General features: G+C 68.8%; 18 protein-coding genes and 3 pseudogenes. 13 read left to right on the plus strand and 8 right to left on the minus strand.

Annotated features, from left to right (window positions below; translation table 11 throughout):
* The first annotated feature begins 23 nt into the window (after window positions 1-23).
* From ACIQTP_RS10675 to ACIQTP_RS10710, 8 genes and pseudogenes are all read left to right on the plus strand, one after another.
* Window positions 24-812, plus strand: coding sequence for an enoyl-CoA hydratase/isomerase family protein (locus tag ACIQTP_RS10675; protein ID WP_403398398.1), 789 nt, complete (start codon window positions 24-26; stop codon window positions 810-812).
* Between the two features lie 285 nt (window positions 813-1,097).
* Window positions 1,098-1,256 (plus strand): annotated as a pseudogene (locus ACIQTP_RS10680) (NAD-dependent malic enzyme); the annotation flags it as partial.
* Window positions 1,257-1,261: 5 nt separating this feature from the next.
* Window positions 1,262-1,405 (plus strand): hypothetical protein, encoded by a 144-nt coding sequence (locus ACIQTP_RS10685; RefSeq protein ID WP_403398400.1) that lies wholly within the window; start codon window positions 1,262-1,264, stop codon window positions 1,403-1,405.
* Window positions 1,406-1,597: 192 nt separating this feature from the next.
* The gene (locus tag ACIQTP_RS10690) at window positions 1,598-2,695 is read left to right on the plus strand and encodes a hypothetical protein (protein WP_403398403.1); all 1,098 of its coding nucleotides are present in this window, start codon (window positions 1,598-1,600) and stop codon (window positions 2,693-2,695) included.
* Window positions 2,696-3,251: 556 nt separating this feature from the next.
* Window positions 3,252-4,193 (plus strand): D-2-hydroxyacid dehydrogenase family protein, encoded by a 942-nt coding sequence (locus ACIQTP_RS10695; protein WP_403398405.1) that lies wholly within the window; start codon window positions 3,252-3,254, stop codon window positions 4,191-4,193.
* Between the two features lie 369 nt (window positions 4,194-4,562).
* Complete coding sequence (locus ACIQTP_RS10700) at window positions 4,563-5,261, plus strand: SDR family oxidoreductase (RefSeq protein WP_403398407.1); 699 nt, start codon at window positions 4,563-4,565, stop codon at window positions 5,259-5,261.
* Window positions 5,262-5,311: 50 nt separating this feature from the next.
* Window positions 5,312-6,709 carry a dihydrolipoyl dehydrogenase gene (gene lpdA, locus ACIQTP_RS10705; protein ID WP_403398409.1) on the plus strand — a complete coding sequence of 466 codons (1,398 nt, stop codon included), beginning with the start codon at window positions 5,312-5,314 and terminating at the stop codon, window positions 6,707-6,709.
* Window positions 6,710-6,754: 45 nt separating this feature from the next.
* Entirely contained in the window at window positions 6,755-6,892 is a 138-nt protein-coding gene (locus tag ACIQTP_RS10710) for a hypothetical protein (protein WP_403398412.1), read from the plus strand.
* A gap of 191 nt (window positions 6,893-7,083) precedes the next feature.
* On the opposite strand, the gene ACIQTP_RS10715 is transcribed toward ACIQTP_RS10710, so the two are convergent.
* Together ACIQTP_RS10715 and ACIQTP_RS10720 are read right to left on the minus strand one after the other, a co-directional pair.
* Window positions 7,084-7,380: a hypothetical protein gene (locus ACIQTP_RS10715; RefSeq protein WP_403398414.1), complete on the minus strand. Its 297-nt coding sequence runs from the start codon at window positions 7,378-7,380 to the stop codon at window positions 7,084-7,086.
* Between the two features lie 86 nt (window positions 7,381-7,466).
* On the minus strand, window positions 7,467-7,886 hold the full coding sequence (locus tag ACIQTP_RS10720; protein WP_403398417.1) for a winged helix-turn-helix transcriptional regulator: 420 nt from the start codon (window positions 7,884-7,886) through the stop codon (window positions 7,467-7,469).
* Window positions 7,887-8,235: 349 nt separating this feature from the next.
* Between ACIQTP_RS10720 and ACIQTP_RS10725 the strand changes: the two genes are divergently transcribed.
* Window positions 8,236-11,028 (plus strand): SpoIIE family protein phosphatase, encoded by a 2,793-nt coding sequence (locus ACIQTP_RS10725; RefSeq protein WP_403398420.1) that lies wholly within the window; start codon window positions 8,236-8,238, stop codon window positions 11,026-11,028.
* Window positions 11,029-11,172: 144 nt separating this feature from the next.
* On the opposite strand, the pseudogene ACIQTP_RS10730 reads toward ACIQTP_RS10725, so the two are convergent.
* A pseudogene (locus ACIQTP_RS10730) lies at window positions 11,173-11,640 on the minus strand (MFS transporter); the annotation flags it as partial.
* Window positions 11,641-12,241: 601 nt separating this feature from the next.
* Here ACIQTP_RS10730 and ACIQTP_RS10735 point away from each other — a divergent pair.
* Window positions 12,242-12,793 carry a TetR/AcrR family transcriptional regulator gene (locus tag ACIQTP_RS10735; RefSeq protein ID WP_403398422.1) on the plus strand — a complete coding sequence of 184 codons (552 nt, stop codon included), beginning with the start codon at window positions 12,242-12,244 and terminating at the stop codon, window positions 12,791-12,793.
* A 101-nt stretch (window positions 12,794-12,894) separates the two neighbouring features.
* Here the strand turns inward: ACIQTP_RS10735 and ACIQTP_RS10740 are convergent.
* From ACIQTP_RS10740 to ACIQTP_RS10760, 5 genes and pseudogenes are all read right to left on the minus strand, one after another.
* Window positions 12,895-13,760: pseudogene (locus ACIQTP_RS10740) on the minus strand (aldo/keto reductase); the annotation flags it as partial.
* 402 nt (window positions 13,761-14,162) lie between these two features.
* A complete protein-coding gene (locus tag ACIQTP_RS10745) occupies window positions 14,163-15,287 on the minus strand; it encodes a nuclear transport factor 2 family protein (RefSeq protein WP_403398425.1) in 1,125 nt (374 codons plus the stop codon).
* A gap of 454 nt (window positions 15,288-15,741) precedes the next feature.
* A complete protein-coding gene (locus ACIQTP_RS10750; protein WP_403398428.1) occupies window positions 15,742-16,419 on the minus strand; it encodes an alpha/beta hydrolase in 678 nt (225 codons plus the stop codon).
* Window positions 16,420-16,579: 160 nt separating this feature from the next.
* The gene (locus ACIQTP_RS10755) at window positions 16,580-17,479 is read right to left on the minus strand and encodes a phosphotransferase family protein (protein WP_403398430.1); all 900 of its coding nucleotides are present in this window, start codon (window positions 17,477-17,479) and stop codon (window positions 16,580-16,582) included.
* 437 nt (window positions 17,480-17,916) lie between these two features.
* A complete protein-coding gene (locus ACIQTP_RS10760) occupies window positions 17,917-19,152 on the minus strand; it encodes an acyl-CoA dehydrogenase family protein (RefSeq protein WP_403398432.1) in 1,236 nt (411 codons plus the stop codon).
* A gap of 111 nt (window positions 19,153-19,263) precedes the next feature.
* Here ACIQTP_RS10760 and ACIQTP_RS10765 point away from each other — a divergent pair, with 111 nt between their 5' ends.
* The 3 genes from ACIQTP_RS10765 to ACIQTP_RS10775 all read left to right on the plus strand — a co-directional run bounded on the left by ACIQTP_RS10765 (window position 19,264) and on the right by ACIQTP_RS10775 (window position 22,137).
* Window positions 19,264-20,370 carry an acyl-CoA dehydrogenase family protein gene (locus ACIQTP_RS10765; protein WP_403398434.1) on the plus strand — a complete coding sequence of 369 codons (1,107 nt, stop codon included), beginning with the start codon at window positions 19,264-19,266 and terminating at the stop codon, window positions 20,368-20,370.
* Window positions 20,371-20,551: 181 nt separating this feature from the next.
* Window positions 20,552-21,076, plus strand: a complete 525-nt coding sequence (locus ACIQTP_RS10770; RefSeq protein WP_403398437.1) for an SRPBCC family protein — start codon at window positions 20,552-20,554, stop codon at window positions 21,074-21,076.
* Window positions 21,076-22,137, plus strand: a complete 1,062-nt coding sequence (locus ACIQTP_RS10775; RefSeq protein WP_403398439.1) for an LLM class flavin-dependent oxidoreductase — start codon at window positions 21,076-21,078, stop codon at window positions 22,135-22,137. Before ACIQTP_RS10770 ends, ACIQTP_RS10775 begins: the two co-directional genes overlap by 1 nt.
* The last annotated feature ends 138 nt before the right edge of the window (window positions 22,138-22,275 follow it).

A 22,275-nucleotide genomic window follows, 5' to 3' on the forward strand; every position in this document is an offset into this window, starting at 1 on the left:
CACAGAGTGCAAGGACGACCCTCATGCCCCATCTGACCTACTCCATCGACGATGGCCTCGCCACGCTGGTCCTGACCAACCCGCCGCAGAACCGCATCGACCCGCAGATGGCCACCGACCTCGCCGAAGCGCTGGAGGCGATCGGCCACAGCGACGCCCGCGCGGTACTGGTGCGCGCCGAGGGCCCGGACTTCAGCTTCGGCGGCGACATCGTCGACTGGCCGGATGCGGACGTACGTGAACTGCGGACCCTCTTCGAGCGCTACATGCAGGTCTTCAACCAGCTCGAGCGGCTCCCGCTGCCGGTGGTCGCCGCCGTCCACGGGCTGTGCTTCGGCGGCGGTCTGGAACTCGCGCTCCGCGCCGACGTGATCTTCGCCGGCGAGACGGCCCGCTTCGGCCACCCTGAGCAGACCCTGGGCATCGTCACCCTGCTCGGCGGGATCTACCGGGTCGCAGAGCGTGCGGGCCGGGCACGCGCCGCGGAGTGGGCACTCACCTCCGAGCAGGTGCCCGCCAGGGGCATGGCCGACGCCGGTGTCGTCAACCGGGTCGTCGCCGACGACACCCTGCTGGCCGAGGCGACCGCCTTCGCTCGCAAGGCGGCCAAGGGACCCACCCGCGCCTACGCCGCACACAAGGCGCTGCTGCGCGCCTGGGCCGTCGGCGGCGTCTCCGCCGCGGACGAGGCGATGTTCGACATCGCCATGCCGCTGTTCGAAACCGACGACGTCAACAAGGGCCTCGCCTCGGCCGTCAAGGCCTTCAAGGCAAAGCAGCCCCGGCCCGCCGTCGACTTCCAGGGCCGCTGACCGGCCCCGGGCCCACCCTCACCCCCACAGAAAACCGCAGGACCCCTCCCCCCAGGCACCACGCCCCCTGCCGCCGGCACCCGCCGATGAATGACGGATGCCCGGTACACGGCACCCACCGTGAACGGCCCCCCATGACCGGCACTGTGGCCCGGCAGGGCGGTCGCCCGCGAGTAGGCGCGCCATCCCGTACGGCGCCAGCCCGGGGGAACGGACCTCCACCGCAGCCCTCCCGTTTGCCTGCCCAGGGCGGGCAGGCGTGACGCGCACGAAGGAACAGCAGTCATGAACGTGGAAAGCGTCACGTCAGCCGGGCAGCGCGAAGCCGCCGACCGGGACAGCAAGCCGGTCTTCGCGCTGCACCGCCGCGGCAAGATGGCGATCAAGTCGACCATGCCGCCGCGCGACAGCGACGACCTGTCCCTCGCCCACACCCCCGGCGTCCCGGCATGAAACTCGACGCCGCCGATGACCTCGCCTCCGTGGTCGCCGACGAACTGCGCCCCGACCACATCATCCCCTCCCGCTTCGACCCGCGAGCGGCCCCCGCGGTCGCCGAGGCCGTCGCCACCGCCCCCCGGCTCGAGGGGTGAACCGGCGGTGAGCCACGCGGTGTCACCGCGAACGGTCCCACTGTCGTCGATCCACCACCAGTCATGGAGAAACCCGGAGTGCATCCTCACCCCCCGCATCACAGGCGCAGCCGTCCCATTCGCATCTGGCTGCAGCCGTTCCTGATCGGTCTGGTCATCGTCTCTGCGTTCGTCAGCTGCTACGTCGGTCTCATGCGCGACCCCCAGCCCCACCGGATCCCCGTGGCGGTCACGGGAGCGCAGCTGGCGAACAAGGTGCAGCAGGCCCTGGGCGATTCAATCGACGTCCGGCGCGCCGACTCCACCACCGAGGCACGCGATGCGCTGCGCCACCGCGACATCGTGGCCGTGCTCGGCAGCGGTCCCCACGGCAGAGACCTCAAACTCGACGTCGCCAGCGCGAACGGCCTGTCCACGACCACCGCGGTCACCAAGCTCGTCACGGCCTACGCACACGGCGCCGACCAGCACCTCAGCGTCTCCGACATCGTGCCGCTCGACCGGTATGACGCCCGCGGCCTGGCCGGGTTCTACGTCTCCTTCGGGGTGACCCTCTCCGGCTTCGCCCTCGCCCAGAACGTCGTGGGACTCAGCAGCCTGCTCCACCTGCGGCACCGCTTCACCCTGATGGCCGTCTTCGCCGCGGCGTCGGGCCTTGTGGCGGCCGCCATCGCCGGCCCCATCCTTGACGCCGTCCCCGCGCCGTATCTCCCCCTGGCCTTCGTCCTGGCCCTGCTGGCCGCCGCCGCAGCCTTCACCACGAAAATGCTGGCCACCTACGTCGGCCCCCTCGGTATTCCCCTCGCCACCCTGCTGCTGCTGACCGTCGGCAACTCCACCAGCGGCGCGACCGTCGGCACGGACCTGATGCCCAGCGGAGCCCGGACCGTGTCGGCACTGCTGCCCCCCGGCGCCGCCGTCCGCGCCATCGCCGACCTCAGCTACTTCCAGAGCTCCCACGTCCTCGCCCCGCTGGCGACACTCATCCTGTGGGCCGCGGGTTCCGCGGTCCTGCTGGCCTTCCGCACCACCAAACAACGCCCGGCCGCCCCCGCATCGCCCCAACCCCAGCCCCAGCCCCAGCCCCAGACCGCCCCGACCCCGCACCGGTCCGGAGAAGACCGCCCCACGCCACACCGGGCCACAGCCGACGACACACCCACGATCCACTGGGCCGACACCGACGAAAGACACCTCGCGCCAGGGAACGACACCGCACGGCACCCGGCGTTCACCGTGCCACCGAAAGAGCCCGACACGATACTGAAAGCTTCGTCCGACTGCGTCTGACCGATGTGACAACAACCAGGAGCCGCTATGCAGGCCGACGGCGAAGCTGCTGAGGCCGGGCGGATTGACCTCAGCGCCCTCGGTGCACCAGTCCGCGGGCGGGTGCCGCTCCTGTGTCGTGAGCATCCTCGCGATGAACTAGTCGGTTCCGCTGCAGCCGTCGACTCCGGGCAGCGGTCGAGGGCCGCGAAGCTGATCGCGCCGGCGCTCCAGGACCAGTTCGACGTCGCCGCGACGTACGGACGAGGATGGTGCCGACCTTGCCAGGCCGTGCACTGTGCTCCACGGCGTAGGCCGGCTCGCCGCGGCCCTTGGTGGCTGCCACCCCCGGACGGAGTCGCGCGACAAACGGGACCCTCGCGATCAGGCTCGTCGTCGGCACGCTCACTCGCCGGCCGCGGTAGTCCGTAGCGTGCGAATCTGGAATGCATCGAAACGTCCGACCTCTGTGCCGTCACAACACACTCTTCCTACCTCGCCGGACCCGCCGCATCAGGAAGTTCAAACCCCACCCACCGACACTTCGGTCCGATTGACAAAAGCAGGAGGATTCCGCATGAGAGTCGCGATTCTGGACGACTATCAAGGCGTTGCGCTGGGCCTGGCCGACTGGGATTCGCTCCACGCCGAAGTGGACGTCTTCACTGAAGCCTTCGAAAACGAGGGGGCGGTGGTGACGGCACTCGCCGAGTACGAGGTAGTGGTGGCCATGCGAGAGCGGACTCCCTTTCCGTCCTCAACCCTGAATAGATTGCCACGTCTGAAGTTGCTCGTCACCACCGGGCCGGTCAACGCGGCAATCGATCTGGATGCCGCGCACCGTTTGGGTATCACCGTGTGCGGTACGGGGTATTTCTCGTACCCGACGGTTGAACTCACCTGGGGGCTCATTCTTTCCGCAGCACGCCTGATCCCACAACAGGTGGACTCCGTTCGCCGAGGTGGATGGCAAGAGGGGCTGGGGGTGAGCCTCAGGGGGGCCACTCTGGGAGTTCTGGGCCTCGGGCGATTGGGGACTGCGGTAGCGGAGATCGGGCGCGCTTTCGGCATGGAGACCATTGCCTGGAGCAAGAACCTGACACCTGCGGACGCGCAGGCGAAAGGAACGACATACGTTTCGCGAGAGGAGTTGTTCACTCGCTCCGACGTCCTGAGTATTCACGTAGTACTCAGTGAGCGCACTCGAGGGCTCGTCGGTGGGCGCGAACTGGGCCTCATGAAGTCGACGGCGATTTTGGTCAATACCTCGCGCGGGCCTGTGGTGGACGAGGCGGCGCTGCTCAGGGCGTTGATCGAGAAGCGGATCGGTTCAGCGGCGCTGGATGTCTTCGATCGCGAGCCCCTGCCGGCCGATCATCCTCTGCGTTCACTGAGCAACGCTGTGGTGACACCTCACATCGGCTACGTAAGTCGGGATCTGTACGAGGTCTTCTATCGGGACGCGGTCGAGGACATCGCCGCATGGAATGCCGGAACCCCTGTTCGCATGCTGTCTTGACGGTCCACCGCAACGTGCTCCGGGTGCGCAATGTGCTCCCGGAAAGCACCGTCGCCCCCTATCCGATCCTCGCCATCACCAAGGCGCCGGAACCACGCGCCCCACGTGATGCGGTGCCGGCTCTGATGCGAAACCCTGGATTGAGTCCCCGGTTGCTCGTCGTCCCCGGTTGCTCGTCAGCTGGCGAACGGCGCCGGTGTTCGGGCCGTGTTGGCCGCGCGGCTGTTTCCTTGGAGAGGGCACTGTGGGCTAGCAGAGTTCAGAGACGAGCTGCAGACCGCCTGTCCGTCTATTGGCTGGGTGTTTCCAGATACGGGGCCCGCGGTTCTGTCGGCACGGAGGCAACTTGCGAAGACGAGGTGGCCGGTCATGGAGGTCAAAGGATCGATCGCGCTGGTGACCGGCGCGAACCGGGGTATCGGACTGGCGTTCACCCGCGCTCTGCTCGCCCGGGGCGCAGCCAAGGTGTATGCGGGCGCCCGCGACCCCGAGAGCGTCCGGGAGCCGGGGGTCGAGACGCTGCGTCTCGATGTCACCGACGAGGACCAGATCGCGGCTGCGGCGGTGGCGGCGGCCGACGCGACCATCGTGATCAACAACGCCGGCATCCAGGCCGGCCCGAGCCTGTTGGAGGGATCTCTGGAGGGCGCGCGGCGCGAGCTGGAGGTGAACTACCTGGGCACCTGGGCGGTCTCACGGGCCTTCGCTCCGGTGCTCGCGGCCAACGGCGGCGGAGCTCTGGTGAACATGCTGTCGGTGGCGTCGTGGCGGGTGAACAAGCGGTGGCCCAGTTATGCGGCGTCGAAGGCTGCTGAGTGGTCGCTGACCAATGCGTTGCGCGTTGGTCTGCGACAGCAGGGGACCCTGGTCGTCGGAGTGCATGTGGGCCCTGTGGACACCGACGCCACCGTGGGTCTCGACGTGCCGAAAGTGCCGGCGGCGGAGGTGGCGGCGCAGACCATCGACGCGATCAGCCGCGACGTGCCCGAGGTATTGGTCGATGAGGTCTCCCGCCGGGTGCGCGCGGCGTTGTCCGGCCCTGTGGAGCTCCTGGATCCGGCGCCGTGAACGGCGGCGGCGGGATGACCCAAGGCCATCGGACACCAATGGAGGGGGAAATGGACACTGACTTCGATGTCGTCGTCCTCGGTGCGGGCCCCGGCGGATATGTGGCCGCCATCCGCTCCGCGCAGCTGGGGCTTCGTACGGCCATCGTGGAGGGCCGTTTCTGGGGCGGGGTGTGCCTGAACATCGGCTGTATTCCGGCCAAGGCGCTGCTGCGCAACGCCGAGGTCGCACAGTTGATCCTGCACGACGCGGAGAAGTTCGGCGTAAAGGTCAGCGGGGACGTGAGCCTGGACTACCGCAGCGCCTACGACCGGAGCCGGGTGGTGGCCGACGGCCGCGCGAAGGGCGTCGGCTATCTCATGCGCAAGAACGGGATCGCCCAGTTCGAGGGCCAGGGCACCTTCATCGATCCGCACACGATGCAAGTGCGCCTGCGTGACGGCGAGGCGACGCTCTCCTTCCGTTCTTGCATCGTCGCCACCGGCGCGACCGTGAAGTTGTTGCCCGGCACGGCATTGGGCAAGCGCGTCGTGACGTTCGAAGAGCAGATCCTCTCCGACAGCCTTCCGTCGAGCCTGATCATCGCCGGAGCAGGCGCCATCGGCGTCGAGTTCGCCTATCTGCTGCGGTCCTACGGTGTCGAGGTGACGCTGGTCGAGTTCCTCGGCCGGATCGCACCGCTGGAGGACGAGGAGGTGTCGGCCGAGCTCACCAAACGGTTCAAGCGACAGGGAATCCGTGTCTTGACCTCCGCCCGCGTCGAGTCCATCGAAGAGGCCGCGGACCGTGTCCGACTACTGGTCCGGCAGGGCGACGAACAACGGGTCCTGGAGGCCGAGAGAGTCTTGCAAGCGACGGGTTTCCAGCCGCGTACGGCCGGCTATGGGCTGGCCTCCGCGGGGGTACGGCTGACCGACCGCGGTGCAATCGACGTGGACGGCCGTTGCCGCACCGGCCAACCGCACATCTACGCCATCGGCGATGTCACCGCGAGGTTGATGCTGGCTCACGCCGCCGAGGCGATGGGTGTCATCGCCGCGGAGAGCATCGCCGGTGTGGAGACGATGGAGCTCGACTACCGGATGGTTCCCCGCGCGACCTTCTGTCAGCCCCAGATCGCCAGCTTCGGCTGGACGGAGAGCGAGGCCCGTGCCGAGGGATTCGACGTCCGGGTGGCGAAGTTCCCGTTCACGGCCAACGCCAAGGCACACGGGTTCGGCGACACGGTCGGTTTCGTGAAACTGGTGAGTGACGCGCGCTACGGCGAACTGCTCGGCGCCCATCTGATCGGCCCGGACGTGACCGAACTGCTCCCGGAGCTGACCCTCGCTCAGAAATGGGACCTCACGGTGACCGAGCTCATCAGGAACGTCCACGCACATCCGACTCTGAGCGAGGCGGTCCAGGACGCCCTCCACGGCCTTGCCGGCCACATGATCAACCTTTGAACTTACGGGACTTGCCTGCCCGCCGGCCAAGGATGGCGACCACCCATGGTGTCGCTTTCCTGTGCCGCTGCTGAAGGTGGCGAGGACTTCGGTCCGGACATCGGCAATCGCCTGCATGCCGCCGACCAGAAAGCCGCCTGCCATACCGCCGCCGACCGTCGGCGCTTCGCCACGCTCGACTGACCGGCCCCACCCACGGCCGGTCGACCTCCCGGACGGGACCACTCGGCCTCGTCTGCGTCAACGCGCCCGAACACTGCGGCTGTGGTGACATCGTCGACTTTCGGCTCCGTGGCCCCCCAGTCGGCGCGAACCTGGCGGCGGGCGCGGCGGTACTGCGCGCAGTACGCGGCCGCGCCTTCGTAGGGCCGAAGTCAGTGCAGGTGGCTGTGAGCCTCGTGGACGGCGGCGCGCCCAGCTTCCAGTGCGGTTTCGAGGAGGTCGCCCTGGCGAGCCAGACGGCCGACCGGCGGTGTGCCCGGGGCGGGGCGGATCGAGACGATCGCCGGGTGATGGGCCAAGGAGGCGTCGTCTTCGGCCAGGCGCGCCTCGTGGTCGAGGATCACCCTGCGCAAGGCCGCAGACTCACGGCGCAGCAACGCCCTGGCGATGACCGGGGCGGAGCGCGAGGGGCGCGCCCCGTCGGTCGCACGCCGGGATCGCAGCACCATGACTCTCACGCGGTGGCCGCCTCCAACGGAGGCGCCGCCACACAGCCCGCGCGGTCCGGTCCCGGCCACTCACCGCCGGAGTCGGCTCACGCCCCCTGGTCGGAGGCGTGGCGCTTGTCGTACGCGACGCGGGCCTCGTGCACGCGTGCGGCCCGCTTCTCGGTCCAGGAACACAGGGCCCGGGTCTCCTCGGCGATCTCACTGCCGAGGTCGGTCAGCCCGTACAGCACCAAGGGTGGCAAGACCTCAGGGTCGACGCTGCGCAGGACCAGGCCGTCGCGTTCCAGCGTCCGCAGGGTCTGCGACAGCATCTTCCGGCTGATCCCACCCAGAGACCGCTGCAGTTCCGAGTACCGCTGGGCACCACGCTCCCGCAGGCTCGCCAGCATCAGCAGGGCCCACTTGTCGGCCAGGTCCACGAAGACATCACGACTGGGACAGGCCGCGTCGAGGATGTCCATCGGCCGGTCCGGGTCGATGGTCACTGAAGGCTCCTGCTCTACCATGACCACATTCTATACCAGGCAACCAAGGCTCCTCATACTCTCTTCTAGAGTCAAGGTCTCCAGTGAGCTCTCGCCGGATGGCGGCCTTCTCGGCCGGTTTGGACCGTGCGGCCGCCACCGTCGGGGATGTGCTCGGCCGAGCGCTCGCCTCCACGTGCCTCAGCCGGAATCTTCGGCATCCCACTCATTCGGATAGGTTTGTCTATAACTTTCCTTGCCGGATTACAGGTGGGAGACGATGTCAGGCAAGAGCAGGTGTACCCAGCAGCCGCAGGCGGCGGAGGGCGCCTCCTCCAGCGCCCCGGCGCAGGCTCTTCACTCCCCCTTGCCGCCCGCGCACAGTGCGGAATTGAACGCTTACGACGTGCTACGGCTCGGACTGGACCGCGCGGTGACAGTGGCTCAGGCCATGGGCGGAATGGTGCACCTCGGGCCCCCGGGGGGCAGCGGCCTGTACTTGGCGCTGGAGAGCAACGTCGAGGGGTCGGCAGCGCAACGCTGGGAAGAGGTCGACCGCCGTTCGCCGGAGGCTCCCGCATACGCGGTACGCACCAACGCCCCGGCATGGACGGCGCCTACGAGCTCCGCATTCGCCGCATGCTTGACCGGCGTGCCCTCAGGAGCCGGGCTGCTCTCGGTACCCGTACCGGCCTCGGGCGAGCCCCTCGGCGTACTGTCCGTCTTCACCCGGACGCCGGAGGAGCCGGCCCTGCACCAGCAACTGACGGCCGCGGCGAGCTGGATCGCCGACTGCCTGCGCGACAGTCCGGGACCTCCTCAACCTGAGGACGCGGGACGCCCGGCCGACTGCGACACCGCGGAACTCCCCGTCGGATTCTGGGGCTGGGATTTCGGTGCCGGCACGGTGATCTGGGATGATGCCGCGCTCGGCATCCTGGGGATCGACGCGAAGGGGTTCGACGGACAGATCCGTACCTGGCGGCGACTGGCCCACCCGCAGGATCTCCCGCAGGTGCTGGCCCGGGCCGACGAGGCCATCCGTACCCGCACGCCCTACCAGGCGGAATTTCGGGTTCGCCACCCGGATTCCGGCATGCGCCGGGTGGAGGTCCGGGGCCAGGCATCGAGTGCCGACGACGGCTCCGGCCCGCGCCTGGCCGGGATCGTACGTGACATCACGTCGGGCCACCTGACCAAGGAACCTGCGGAGCAAGCCTTGTGGCCTGTGCACAACGGATTCCTGGCCGTCGACGGCTCCTGGCGGATCATCTTTGCCAATCCGGACGCCGAGCGCCTGCTTGCCCCGTCACGGCAGTTGCTCGGGCAGGAGCTGTGGGATGCGGTTCCGGCGCTGTGCTCGCCCGGCATGGAGGCAGCCGGCAGGCAAGCGGCAGCCGAGGGCAGACCGACCGAGCTGGACATACGCACGCACACCGGCCGACGGCTGCATGTGCGACTGGCCCCGTTGTCGGGCGGCCTGACCCTGTGCGTCACCGACATCAGCAGCACCCGGCGCCTGCAAGCCGACCAGGCCTCCGCCGAGGGCGCTGCCGTCGAACGCACCATGCGCATCGTGGAACTGACCCGAGCCCTCGCCGGTGCGGTCACCGGACATGACGTGGCGGATGTGATGGCCACCCACATGAGGCCCCTGTTCGGGGCGAAAGGAGTCAGCGTCTGGACTCACGAAAACGGCCGAGCGTTTCTGATGGGCAGCGCCGGCCCCAACGAGAGCCTCCGCCGCTTCGAAGGCGCCCGTATCGCAGAGCTTCCGACGTCCAGCCAGGCGTTCATCGAGGGCAGCTTGGACTTCATCTGCTCCGCGGAGGAGTTCGTCAGCCGCTTCCCAGCGCTTGCCGACCTGCCCGCTGCGAGCAGGGCCCAGGCATGGGCGGTCCTGCCGCTGATCGCCTCCGGGCGCACCGTGGGCGCTTCCTGTGTCATCTATGAACATCCGCACGACTTCAGCCACGAGGAACGCACCCTGTTCACAGCTATGAGCGGCATGGTCGCCCAGGCCTTGGAGCGCGCCCGGCTGTACGACGCCGAGCACCGCCGGGCCCAGGAACTCCAGCGCGGTTTGCTCCCGCGGTGCCTGCCGGCCCTGCCCGCTGTGACCGCCTCCGCGCGTTACCAGCCCGCCGGTGACGGCACGAAGGCCGGCGGCGACTGGTACGACGTCATCCCGCTGTCGGCCGAGCAGGTTGCTCTGGTCATTGGAGACGTCATGGGGCACGGCGTGTCCGAGGCCGTCACCATGGGCCGACTGCGCACCGCGGGCCGTACGCTCGCTGATCTCGAGCAGCCTCTGGACGAGCTCTTCTTCCACCTCAACGAAATCGTCAGCGGCCTCGGGGACGGGTTTTACGCCACCTGCCTCTGCATCGTCTACGACCCGGTCAGCCGCATGTGCCAGGCCATCACCGCCGGCCATCCTCCGCCCGTCATCCTCCGGCCCGACGGAACCAGCTACTTCCCGGACCTGCCCGTCAACCCCCCGCTCGGCGCCGCCACCCCGCCCTTCGACACAGCCGAGTTCAGCCTCCCCGACGGCGCGATACTCGCGCTCTACACCGACGGCCTCGTCGAATCCGGCGGACTGGACATCGCCGAAGGCATGGGCCGCCTCGCCTGCCACCTTCGCCCCGCCCACGTTCAGGTGGCAGAGACCCTCGACGATCTGTGCGACCGCCTGATCACCACCCTGCTGCCCGACCAGCGCAGCCGCGATGACAGCGCACTGCTCGTCGCCCGCACCCAGGCGCTGGCTCCGGAGAACATCTCCTGCTTGCAGCTGCGAGACGACCCCACAGCCGCCGGCCAGGCCCGCGCCCATGTCCGAGCCCAGCTCGCCGCCTGGAACCTGGATGAACTGATCATGACTACCGAACTCGTCGCCAGCGAGCTCGTCGGCAATGTCGTCCGCCATGCGAGAGGACCGATCACCCTGCGGCTGCTGCGCGGCCGAACCCTCACCTGTGAAGTCGCGGACGCCAGCCCCGCGATGCCCAGAATCCGGCGAGCGGCTGACACCGACGAGAGCGGCCGCGGGCTCCAGCTGATCTCCGCTGTGACCAGCCGGTGGGGCGCCCGCTACACAGGGTCCGGCAAGTGCATCTGGACCGAGCAGGTCCTGTCCACCGACCCGCTTGGTGAGCGAATCTCGTACGAGTCCGTGTGAGGCGGGCTCCCGGTCCCGATACGGGACGTCGACCAGCCGCCCGCCTGCCGCCGGGCGTCCCGCCCCCGCCACCTGCGCGCTTGCCGGGTCAGCTGGGTGATTGGCGCGGTACTGCGCGACCAGGCCGACGGTTGCGGCGACGAGGACGGCGACACCGTAGCCGAGGACGGTGCCCTGCGGACCGACCGGAGCGATCAGGAGTCCTGCGATGATGGCCGGCACTCCGAAGCTCAGGTAGGCGACCAGGTAGATGGATGCGAAGAGCCCTGCCCTCTGGTCGGGCTCTACGAGCGGGGCGATGGTCCGGATGGCGCCGGAGAACGAGGCACCGAAGCCCACGCCGCCGATGATGCCTCCCACCCACAGCAGAGACAGCATTCCAGAGGCGACACCGGCCTCGATCACTGCGGTTCCCAGCAGTACGCCCGCTCCGCCGACGAAGATGGTGCGGCGTGCTGTCAGACGGCCGAGGAACAGGCCCGCCAAGGCGGCTGCCGCGGGCTCGACGAAAGCCGTCGCACCGTTCAGGAGACCACTGTGCAGGCCCAGCAGGTCCCGGATGATGGTGGGCACGAGCCCCATGAAGTGGCCGGCCAACATCCATGCGGCCATGTGAACGGGAACGCTCGCCAGGAACTCACCACGTGCGGCCCGTGGGATGGAGATGCGGGGAATGAGAGTGCGTGCCGCTTCGGGACGCCTGGAGACGGTCTCCGCGGAGAAGGCGGCGACGGCCGTGCCGACGACCATGATCACTGCGAGGGCCGGGAACACGATCGCAGTCGCGTGACTACTGAACTGGACCGCCGCGCCGGTGGCGATGCCCTGGATGGTGCGGGCTGCGACGACCCAGCCGATGTCCGGAGCGAAGACGAACATGAGCATCGCCCCGAGCTCCACCAGGAGCGAGCCGACCAGGACGGGCCGGCGTCCGATGTGGTCGGACAGCGATCGAAGACGACCAGCAGCGGGGTGGGCGCACCTGCTGCCACGTACAGCGTTGCGAAGACGGCAGCCGACCCGGCGAACGCGGCGGAGGGGGGAAGCAGCCTGCGGGACCGGCCGGGCTCAGGACCCGCGAGGCCGGGGCTGCGGTGATGCCTTGATTCGGTGAGGGACACCCCGGAGCCCCCTAAGGCCAATATTTATGCATTAGCGTCACCGTAAGCCCGGAGGAGTCTTAACGCCAAGCGGTGTGCGTTATAGTGATGGGATGGTTGCAGAATCGTCCCCGCGGCGGCGCACCGGCGGCCGCAGCGCCCTGGTGCTGACGTCCATCAGGAAGGCCGTCGAGGAACTGATCGCCGAGCGGGGCAGTGACGCTGTCACCATCCCGATGGTCGCGGAGCGTGCGGGAGTGAATCACTCGAGCATCTACCGGCGGTGGGGCGACGCCCGGACCATGATCAACGATCTGGCGACCTACCGGCTCGACCCGGACCGCGGCCTTCCGGACACCGGAGACCTGCGCGCCGATCTGACCACCTGGGCACAGGAGTTGATCAGCCACTACAGCGTCCCGGTGAACGCCGCCCTGCTGCGCGGCGGGGCCGCCGCGGCCGGCCAGGACGAGTCGGACTGCCTGCGCGAGCGCCGGACAGAAGCAGCCGGCTTCGCCGCACGCCCCGCCAGCACCTTCACCGGCGACCAGGTCATCGACCTGCTGGTGGCCCCCATCATCTACAGAGCTATCTTCCTGCCCTGGACACTGCTCGAGGCCGACGCGCGCACATACGTCGACGAACTCTGCAACCGCCCCACCTGACCCCCCGCCTCCCGGGAACGCGGCGCCGGTCGCGGTCCTCGCCACGCCCAGGTCGAACCCGCCCTGGAGCCCGGCGGGCGCCGCAACAGATCAGGTGGTCGGACGGCCCGGCCGAGCGTCTGGAACTGGGCGTCGGACAAAGCGACCTGCGCGGCCTGGACGTTCTCCTCCAGGTGAGCCACGCGGGAGGTCCCGGGAATGGGCAGCATCACCGGGGAGCGCCGCAGCAGCCAGGCCAGGGCCAGCCGTGAGGGGTTCGCGCCGAGCTCCTTGGCGAGAGCGTCCAGCGGGCCGCCCGGCCGAGCCAGTTCGCCGGTGGCCATCGGGAACCACGGGATGAAGCCCAGGTTTTCCCGCTCGGCATACTCCAGGACGTCCTCGGCACCACGATCGGCCAGGTTGTACAGGTTCTGCACGGAGACGATGTCCGCGATCTTCCGGGCTTCGTTGATCTGCTCCACGGCCACCTCGGGCAGGCCGATGTGGCGGATCTTGCCCTCCTGCTGCGGCAGGAGCAGCTCGCCGACCAGGTCGGCCGGCGGGACCTTGGGGTCGATCCGGTGCAGTTGGTAGAGGTCGATCCGCTCCACACCCAGGTGGCGCAGACTCAGTTCGGTCTGCTGCCGCAGGTACTCGGGGCGGCCGAGCGCGCGCCAGCCATCCGGGCCCGAACGGGACAGCCCGCCCTTGGTGGCGATCACCAAGCTCTCGGGGTACGGGTGCAGTGCCTTGCGGATGAGCCGCTCGCTGACGAACGGGCCGTAGGAATCTGCGGTGTCGATGAAGTTCACACCCAGCTCGGCGGCTCGGCGCTGCACCCGCACCGCCTCCTCGGGGTCCTTCGGCTCCCCCCACACTCCGGGCCCGTCAGCTGCATCGCACCGTAGCCGAGCCGGTTCACGGGCAGGTCGCCGCCGAGGCGGTAGACCCCGGAGCCGTCGGCGGGGCGTGCGGTTCCCTGTGCCATGGTCCGCACTCCCTCATTGAATGAATGCCCGGCAAGAGTGCTTGCGCGGGCCGGCAGGCAAGGGCGCGGTGGGCAGAGCGCTGACGCCGTTGAGTGCGGTAGGTCAGCAGTCAGGGCCGGCCGCTGCTGTGGCCCGGAGTCGGTGGTCTCTCGGATTCGATGGAAGAGCTCCTGCCGTCAGTCCGGCACGAAGCATGCGACATTCCCCTTCAGTACGGAGGCCAAGGAGAACCGACGGGCGGCCCGAGTCGCTCGCCGCCGAGACCATCCGGCCCGGCATGTGACCACGTGCCCTTCTCGTCGGGCACCGCTCAGTCCCCCGACCGGGGAACACATGCCAGGTTGGTGATGAATGGCTACCCGATTCGGCGACGCCGGAGCCGGGATTCACTCGCGCCCTGGTCAGGCAACCGAGATCTCGGTGAGATCGATGGTGACGAGGACGGGCTCTGCCAGGACCCGCCCCTCCTCCTGAATGGGCAGTACGTACCGGTGGGTTGGGAAAACCAGTCCCGATACGGTTACGTGCTTCTCGCACAGATGCGCGGCGGGCGCGCCGCCGAGTACGTCGGCTGCGTAGTCATGACGGCGCAGCAGCCCGGCGGTGTTGTAGTAGAAGATCTGTTCTCTGGCGTGTGTCGCGAGAGCGTCGGGGAAGGTCGCCCGCAGCCGTCGCCAGTTCTCGCCGGCCTCCTGCCAGGGCTCCAGTTCCTCCACCGCAACGCCGGGGCGCGTCAGCAGGTAGGGAGCCGTGAGGTAGTTCCACATGGCATAGCCCGCGAAGTACAGCACATGGAGCTGATCCCAGGGGGTGTCCGGGCCATGGCCGGCGAAGGCTTCCCGTGGGGAGGTCCGCTCGGTCACCACCTCGCCGTCCCGACTCTCGATCGCGACTCGGCCGGGCGTGAATACGCCGCGCAGTTCCGGGCCGGTGAAGCCCTCGAAAACCACGCGCTGCTGCTGCACGTCGACGGTCATGTCGGCCGTGGCAAGGATTCCCTGCTGGCCGCGGAGGGTCCACAGGAGCCCGCCGATGGACCCCTTGGCGTGGATGGTTCTTGCTTCTCGCCACCGCTGGAGGCCGCCATGGGCCTCAAGAACGAGATCCAACAAGTTCGTCATGGGCAGGCCTCCGTGGTGAGGGACGCTGTCTGCGTGCCGGGCGCCGACTCGGAGTGCGTACCCGAGCCCTCGCATCTCCGAGCCACGACTGCCGGTCGGCCAACTGGCCTGAGGGTTGGTGAACATGGGGTTGCCCGCGACGGTGTCCTGCGCGGCCACTTCATCCTGCGGGACGTCCCAGTGCTCCACCACCAGGCCGTCTTCGAAGCGGAAGATGTCGATGCCGAGGAGGGGCTTGTCGAATCCGCCGGAGTCTCGGCCGTGGACCGTGACCAGGTCTCCCTCGGCGACGATCGCTCCCGGTTCGTAGCCGGCGGCGCCGGGCAGGTCGGCGATGAACCCGCGCAGCCCTGCCTTGGCCGGCGGGATGAACGCGTTGTGCTGCACGTAGTCGGGTGCAGGCACCGGTCCAGCGCGGTGAAGTCCTTGGAGCTGAACGCGGTCGTCAGGATCTCGAGGATGGCGGCCTTGTCCCGCTCAGTCTCAGTCTCAGTCTGGTGCATCAGAATCCTCCACCAGGTTTGTGGACCGAATGGACCACTATCGAACATGATGTGGCCCAATCGGCCAGCAATCGACACACCGGATCCCAGCGCAAGCCGGTTTCAGGCAGCTTCCGGAAAAGCGAAGAATCCACATTCGGCATGCCCTCCGCCCTCGCCGAGTTCCAGTGCGAACCCATCGTGGCTGGACAGCCGTGCCGCAGCCCGAACCCGCGGCCGGTTCGGCGGCTGACGCCACTCGTCAGTGGCCTCACACGCGCGCTCCGCAGGCAGGGCGCGGAGCGGTCCATCCGGCGCCCGGCATCCCGGGAAACTCCCGATCAGACTCCCCCGGCAACGCAATTGGGCCGTCGCCATCAAGCTCCGTGAGGCGTCCGAGTGCCGGTCTGCTCGCCGATCCATGACGCGGCGAAGCGTGTCCATGTCGATGCCTCTCCAGCTCCATGAGCAAGGCCCAGACTGTGGGGGCCGTGGGGGAAGACGTGCACCGCGTGGGGCACATTGTCGGCGGCCAACGCCGTAGCAAGGCGATAGGTGTGCTCCGGCGGAACATAAGGGTCCTCCGCCGTGTGCCAGAGGAAGAACGGCGGAGCCGACGGAGTGACCAGCGCGTCGAGCGAGATCGAACGACGCAGCTCCGGGGACGCGTTCTCACCCAGCAGAATGAGCTGCGCAGGACGGTACGTCTCGGTCTCCATCGACGTGATCGCATAGCCGAGAACAGCGAACTGAACCGATGTCCGCTCATCGACGTCCGGTGCGAGGGCCGCCAGGCCCGCGAGGTGGCCACCGGCCGAGAAGCCCACGACCCCGATCGTGTCGGCTCCCTTGTCCCGCAGGCGCCGAATCTCGGCCTGAAGTGCCGCGAGCGGCGCTGGATGCCGCGAGTTGAGTGGATACCGGAAAACGCTCGCCTCCAAGCCCAACCCGCTCAGCCAATCGACGATCGGCTCGGCCTCGTGCGCGGCATGCACCTCATAACCGCCCCCTGGCAACACGATCACATGCACAGACATCTCATCGTCCTCTTTCATTGACCGAGCGAACCGCTCGGGCACACGAGCCGAGTGAGCTTGTCCACGGTATCCACGACTCAGGTCAAGCCTCGCTCGTAGCCCGTTTCTCTGCAGCATGATGGGCGCTGGTACCCGCACGGGGATTGATGTCCTCGGCCGCCCGGTGGAGATGCGGTGGCTATGGCGGAAACAGCCATTCCACCGCGGCAAGGCTCTTGTCGACGTACTTGCCCTGTTCCGTCTCGATGCCGTGTACCAGGTCCTCGAAGACACTGCACCTGGCATAGAACAGGGCGCGCTCGCTGAGAGCCGCGAGGTCGTTGGCGTCGATTCGATAGCTGCTGATGGCGGCGCGGGTAGCGGCGGGGCCGAGATCGCGGTAGAGCAGCCCGAAGTCGTAGGCCGGATCGACGACGGCTGCATCGCTCCAGTCGATGATGCCGGTCACCATCCATGCGACCGGGTCGATGAGAACGTGTTCGATCCCCAGGTCGTTGTGGGAGAACGTTGGGGTGCATCCATCGTGCGGTGGTGAGGCATCCAAGAACGCCTCGACGGGGCGGCGGTGCGCCGCCGGTACCTGCCCGGCTACCGTCACATAGTTCTCCGTGGCCTCATGTCGCCACTCGGCCAGCGGCTGGTGGTCCGCATCCACCAGATCGACCAGCTGATCGATCGGAACAGCATGCAGCGCAGTGAGCAGCTCGCCGAGCGTGGCGGCGATCGACGTGCCGTGGGCCGATCGCTGGTGCTGCGGCATATCCAACAGTGGCGCGCCGGGGAGCTTGCAGTAGGCCAGACATCCCTGCTCGGCGACTGTGAACGTCGGTTCGGGGACGGGCAGCGGCGAGATATCGGCGACGGCTGCAAGCACGCGGGCCTCGTGGCCCACCAGGGCGGTCCGCCGTGCCAGGTCGGGCTCCTTGCTGAAGCGCACGATCAGCTCACCGTTGACCTCGTACGTCAGGTTGTCCAGGCCCTCGCCAAGCGGCACAACGGAGTCGATCTGATAGTCGAGCATGTGCGTAACCACGACGCTGCGGACGTCTGCGACGCGGTCGCGGCTGCGACTGGTCATCTGCCGACCTTATCAACCGATCGCATGAGGCCGGCGGTGGTCATCGGGTGGCCGCGCGGCCGCCGGCCAGGCCCGCAACGGCGCGAATGGCCTCCCTTCAGGCACGGGAAAGGGCTGTGAACGCGGCTTGGTGCTCCACGTCAAGCCGTGTTCACCGACCATTGGATGACTCCGGGGAACCTGACCGGCCACACGAGACTGATCACCCCAGCCGGACGGACCGAGGGCGTCTTGTCCCGATGGGGACCGCCCCGGCACCGTAGGGCACCCATAGCCATCCTGCGTGAACGCAGGATTTTGAAGGCGTGGAGGTCGGCGAACAGGAACTCCGGCAGGCAGAGCTCCGGCAGGCAGAGCTCCGGCAGGCAGACCTCCGGGATGGCGATGTCCGGGCAGGGACTGCGGATGATCATCGGACGCTCCTCGGCTCTCGGCAGTCAGCGTGCGGCAGTGGGCGCCGATCGGGGCTCCTTCGGCAGGCCGAGCACCAGCTCCCCGACGATGCCGCGTTGTATCTGGGAGGAGCCGGCGTAGATCGTGCCGGCGCGGGCGTTGAGGTAAACGCTGGTCCAGGACGCGGACGAGTTCGGCGCGCCGGGGTCGTCGGTGTGGAACCAGTTCGGCGAGGGACGCCCGGTCGGGGTCAGCGCGTCCAGGCCGAGGACGTCCATGGCCAGCTCGGTGGCCCGCTGGTGGTACTCGCTCCAGAGCAGCTTGAACGCGGCAGCGGCGGGGCCGGGTTCCTCTCCGGCGATCAGTGCGGCGGCGGTGCGCAGCCCGTGGCAGCGCAGTTGCTCGACTTGGATATGGCACCAGGCGATCCGGCGGCGGATGTCGGAATCACTGTGCAGCCCGCGCTCGCGCACCAGCTCGATCAGCCGGTCCAGCTCGTTGCGGAAGCGGATCGGCGCCTTGAGCGCGGTCGCGCCGCGCTCGAAGCCCAGCAGCGTCATCGCAACCGGCCAGCCGCGGTCGACTTCTCCCACGACCAGGCCGAGTTCGGTCGTCGCGTTGTCGAAGAAGACCTCGTTGAAGTCCGCCTCGCCGGTGAGGTTGCGGATCGGGCGGATGTCGATGCCGGGTTGGTCCAAGGGGACGAGGAGCATGCTGATGCCGCGGTGCGCCGGGGCGTCGGGATTGGTCCGGGCCAGGACGAACGTCCAGTTCGCCTTGTGTGCGCCGGAAGACCACAGCTTCTGCCCGTTCAGTACCCACTGATCCCCGTACGGTTCGGCTCGCAGGGAGAGCGAGGCCAGGTCCGAGCCGGCGCCCGGCTCGGAGAAGCCCTGCGCGAAGACGTACTCACCGGAGACGATCCTCGGCAGAAACCGGTGCAACAGGGTCGGGTCGCTCCAGCGCAGCATGGTGTTGCCCAGCATGGTGATGCCGAACTCGTCGTTGTCCGAGCCGGATGGAATGCCGGCTGCGGTCAGCTCCTCGATGACGACGACGAGTTCCGCCGGTCCGAGGCCGGCGCCGCCGTACTCCCGCGGCCATGCCGGGGCAACCCAGCCGCGCTCGGCGAGCGCGGCCCGCGTCTTCTCCTGGAACGTCTCGCGCTCGATCGGGTCGAGGGCGCCGATGCCCCGCCAGCCCGGCGGGACCAGGTCCGCCACGAATGCCTGCACCGAAGCGCGGAAGCGCTCGGCCCGCTCGCTGCCCTGCGGTTCCACCACAACCTCCTGGTGTGTCTCCGGTGAGCGAATGACCAGAACAGTTGCGTAGATAGACTCACTAGTCAATGCTGGGCGCCGTGGATTTCCCCCGACGCGAGGAGGACCCCGATGCGCTTCGCGCCAACCGACGAACAGCTCGAACTGGGCCGAACCGCAGAGCGGTTGCTCGCCGCCCACGCCCGCAGGAACACCCTTCCTCCGCCTTGGGACGCCATCCCCCAGACCCTCGACCGTGAGCTGTGGGCCTCGCTCGCCGAGCTCGGACTGCTCGGCCTGGGCGTGCCCGAGAGGCTGGGCGGCTCGGGTGGCGGTGTTGCCGACCTGTGTGTCCTGGCCGAGCGGGTGGGATCGGCCCTGCCGACCCTCCCGTTCGCCGCCACCGCGACTGTCGCCGCAGTGCTGGCCGAGCACGCCGACAGTTCCGCCACGCGGGCCGCGCTGGCCGGCGTCATGGACGGCTCCACCATCGCCGTACCGGCCTGGGAGACCTTCCCTGCCGACATGGTGCCCGGCCGGCGGGCTGGCTCGCTGACGCTGAACGGCTCGGCGGCGGACGGCATGCTGGCAGCGGTGCCGTTCGGCCTCGACTCCGAACTCCTGCTGGCCTTCGCCGACGAGGGCGGCGCCCCGGCGCGGCCGGTCCTTGTGGAACTCGCCGAACCGACCACCGCACGGACCTCCGTGGAGTCGCTGGACGTCACCGAGCCGATGGCGAGCCTGCGGCTGACCGGCGCGCCCGCCATACCGCTCGGACCCCTCGGCGCACATACGGTCGCCCGCCTGCTCACCGTGCTCGCAGCCGAGCTCATCGGCACCGGGCGACGCGCGCTGGAGGGCGCCGTCGAGTATGCCGGGCAGCGTCGGCAGTTCGGCCGGCCGATCGGATCGTTCCAGGCCGTCAAGCACGTACTCGCCGACCGGTCCGTCCAGCTCGACGCCGCCTGGATGCTCGTCCGCGGGGCGGCCCACGCCATCGACGGCAAGCGTGCTGACGCCGACGTGGCGGCTCGTACCGCGCTCGCGGCGGCGGCCGACGCGGTCGAGGCAGTAACGGCCGACGCCCTGCAGACCCATGGGGGCATCGGCTTCACCTGGGAGCACCAGTCCCACGTACTGCTCAGGCGCGCCCGTGCGCGACGCTCACTACTCGGCTCGTCGGCCCACCGGCTCAACGTACTCGCCGACCGCCTCCTCGGATCGGGGGATCTGCCCTGACGTCGGCCTTACGGGCTGTCACATCGCGGCGGGCGGCTGCGCCTGCGCGGTTCGTGGGCTGCTGCCGTTACCCGGTAGCGCCGCGGCCCACGACTTACAAGTAAGTCCATCTACACAACTTCAATGCTCAGATCCCTACTTCACGGGGATCTTCACCACTAGATGAGGAGGCCGCCGGGCCATGGAATGGACGGGCGCGCGCTACGCGGACAAGCCGACGGTCGAGGTGCCGATCTGGATCGCCGCCCCGCCGGAACGGGTATGGGGGCTGGTGACCGACATCGAGCTGATGCCGAGCCTGAGCGCGGAGTTGCAGTCGGTGGAGTGGCTGGACGGGGCGACACAACCCGCGCCGGGGGTCCGCTTCGTGGGCCGGAGCAGCCACGAGGCGCTGGGTGAGTGGGCCACCACCTCACACGTTGTGGAGTACGAGCCGCCCAGGGTGTTCGCCTGGGCGGTCGAGGACCCCGAGCAGCCTTCGGCGATCTGGCGATTCACCGTCGACCCCAAGGACGGCGGCACTCTGCTGCGGCAGTGGATGCAGCTGGGACCGGGCCGCTCCGGGCTTTCGCTTGCCATCGACCGCATGCCGGAGAAGGAACAGAAGATCGTCTTCGTGCGGATGCGGGAGTTCGAGACCAACATCAGCGTCACCCTCACAGCGATCAAGAAGCTTGCGGAGAAGTCCGGAAAGGCGAGTGTGTGATGCGTACGTCGACCACGATCGAGGCATCCGGGGGCAGCTGGCCGGAGACGGTGGACTTCGTCATCGAGGTGGAGAAGCTGGGTCTGAACATCTGCTGGGTGGCGGAGGCATGGGGGTCCGAGGCACCGTCGCCGCTGGGGTATCTCGCCGCCCGGACGGAGCGCATGCTGCTCGGCTCCGGGATCATCCAGCTCGCCACCCGCACGCCGATGGCCATCGCCCGAGCGGCGATCACCCTGTCGCAGATCTCCCAGGGGCGCTTCCTGCTGGGACTCGGCCCATCAGGCCCGCAGGTGATCGAAGGACTGCACGGCGTACCCTTCGACCGGCCGTTGTCACGGATGCGCGAGACCGTCGAGATCGTGCGGCAGGCCGCCGCGGGCGAGAAGGTCTCCTACGCCGGGCGGGAGTTCCAGATCCCGCTGCCCGGTGGGGATGCCAGGCCCATGCGTCTGTCGATGCGCGCCGAGCACGACATCCCGATCTACCTGGCGACCCTCTCGCCCAAGATGCTGCAGCTGACTGGCGAGATCGCCGACGGCTGGCTCGGCACGAGCTTCGTGCCCGAGGGCGCCAAAGAGGCCTACTTCGACCACCTGGACGCGGGCCTCACCGCTTCCGGCCGCTCACGGGCGGACTTCGACATCTGCCAGGGCGCCGAGGTGGCCTTCGCCGAGGACGAGGACGCACTGCGGACGATGGTGGCCGGCCGAAGGAAGGAACTGGCCTTCAGCCTGGGCGGCATGGGCTCCGCGAGCACCAACTTCTACAACAACGCGTACAGCCGCCAGGGCTGGGCCGACGTCGCCGCCGAGGTCCGCGAGCGCTGGCAGGCCGGCGACCGGGACGGCGCGGCCGAACTGGTCACCGACGAGATGGTGCTGGGCACCACGCTCATCGGCACCGAGGACATGGTGCGGGACCGGCTGCGGGTGTGGCGCGACGCCGGCGTCGACACCGTTCGCTTCTACCCCGCCGGCGAGACGCTGGACGCCCGGCTCACCACCCTGGGCCGGGCCCTCGACCTGGTCCGCGCCATGGAGTGCGAGCCGGGCCGGTAACCCAAGCGCTCGATGACACCGCCCGTCAGGCCCGGCGGCGGCCGAGCCGGACGGGCGCGGCACGGCCGCGGCTGGGGCAGAGCAGACGGAAACCCACATCGCCGGGCGGCGCGGCGGCGTTGTCCGGATCAGCGGAGC

Origin of the sequence: Streptomyces sp. NPDC090798, assembly GCF_044768965.1 — a bacterium.
In the GTDB taxonomy this organism is placed as follows: Bacteria; Actinomycetota; Actinomycetes; order Streptomycetales; family Streptomycetaceae; genus Streptomyces.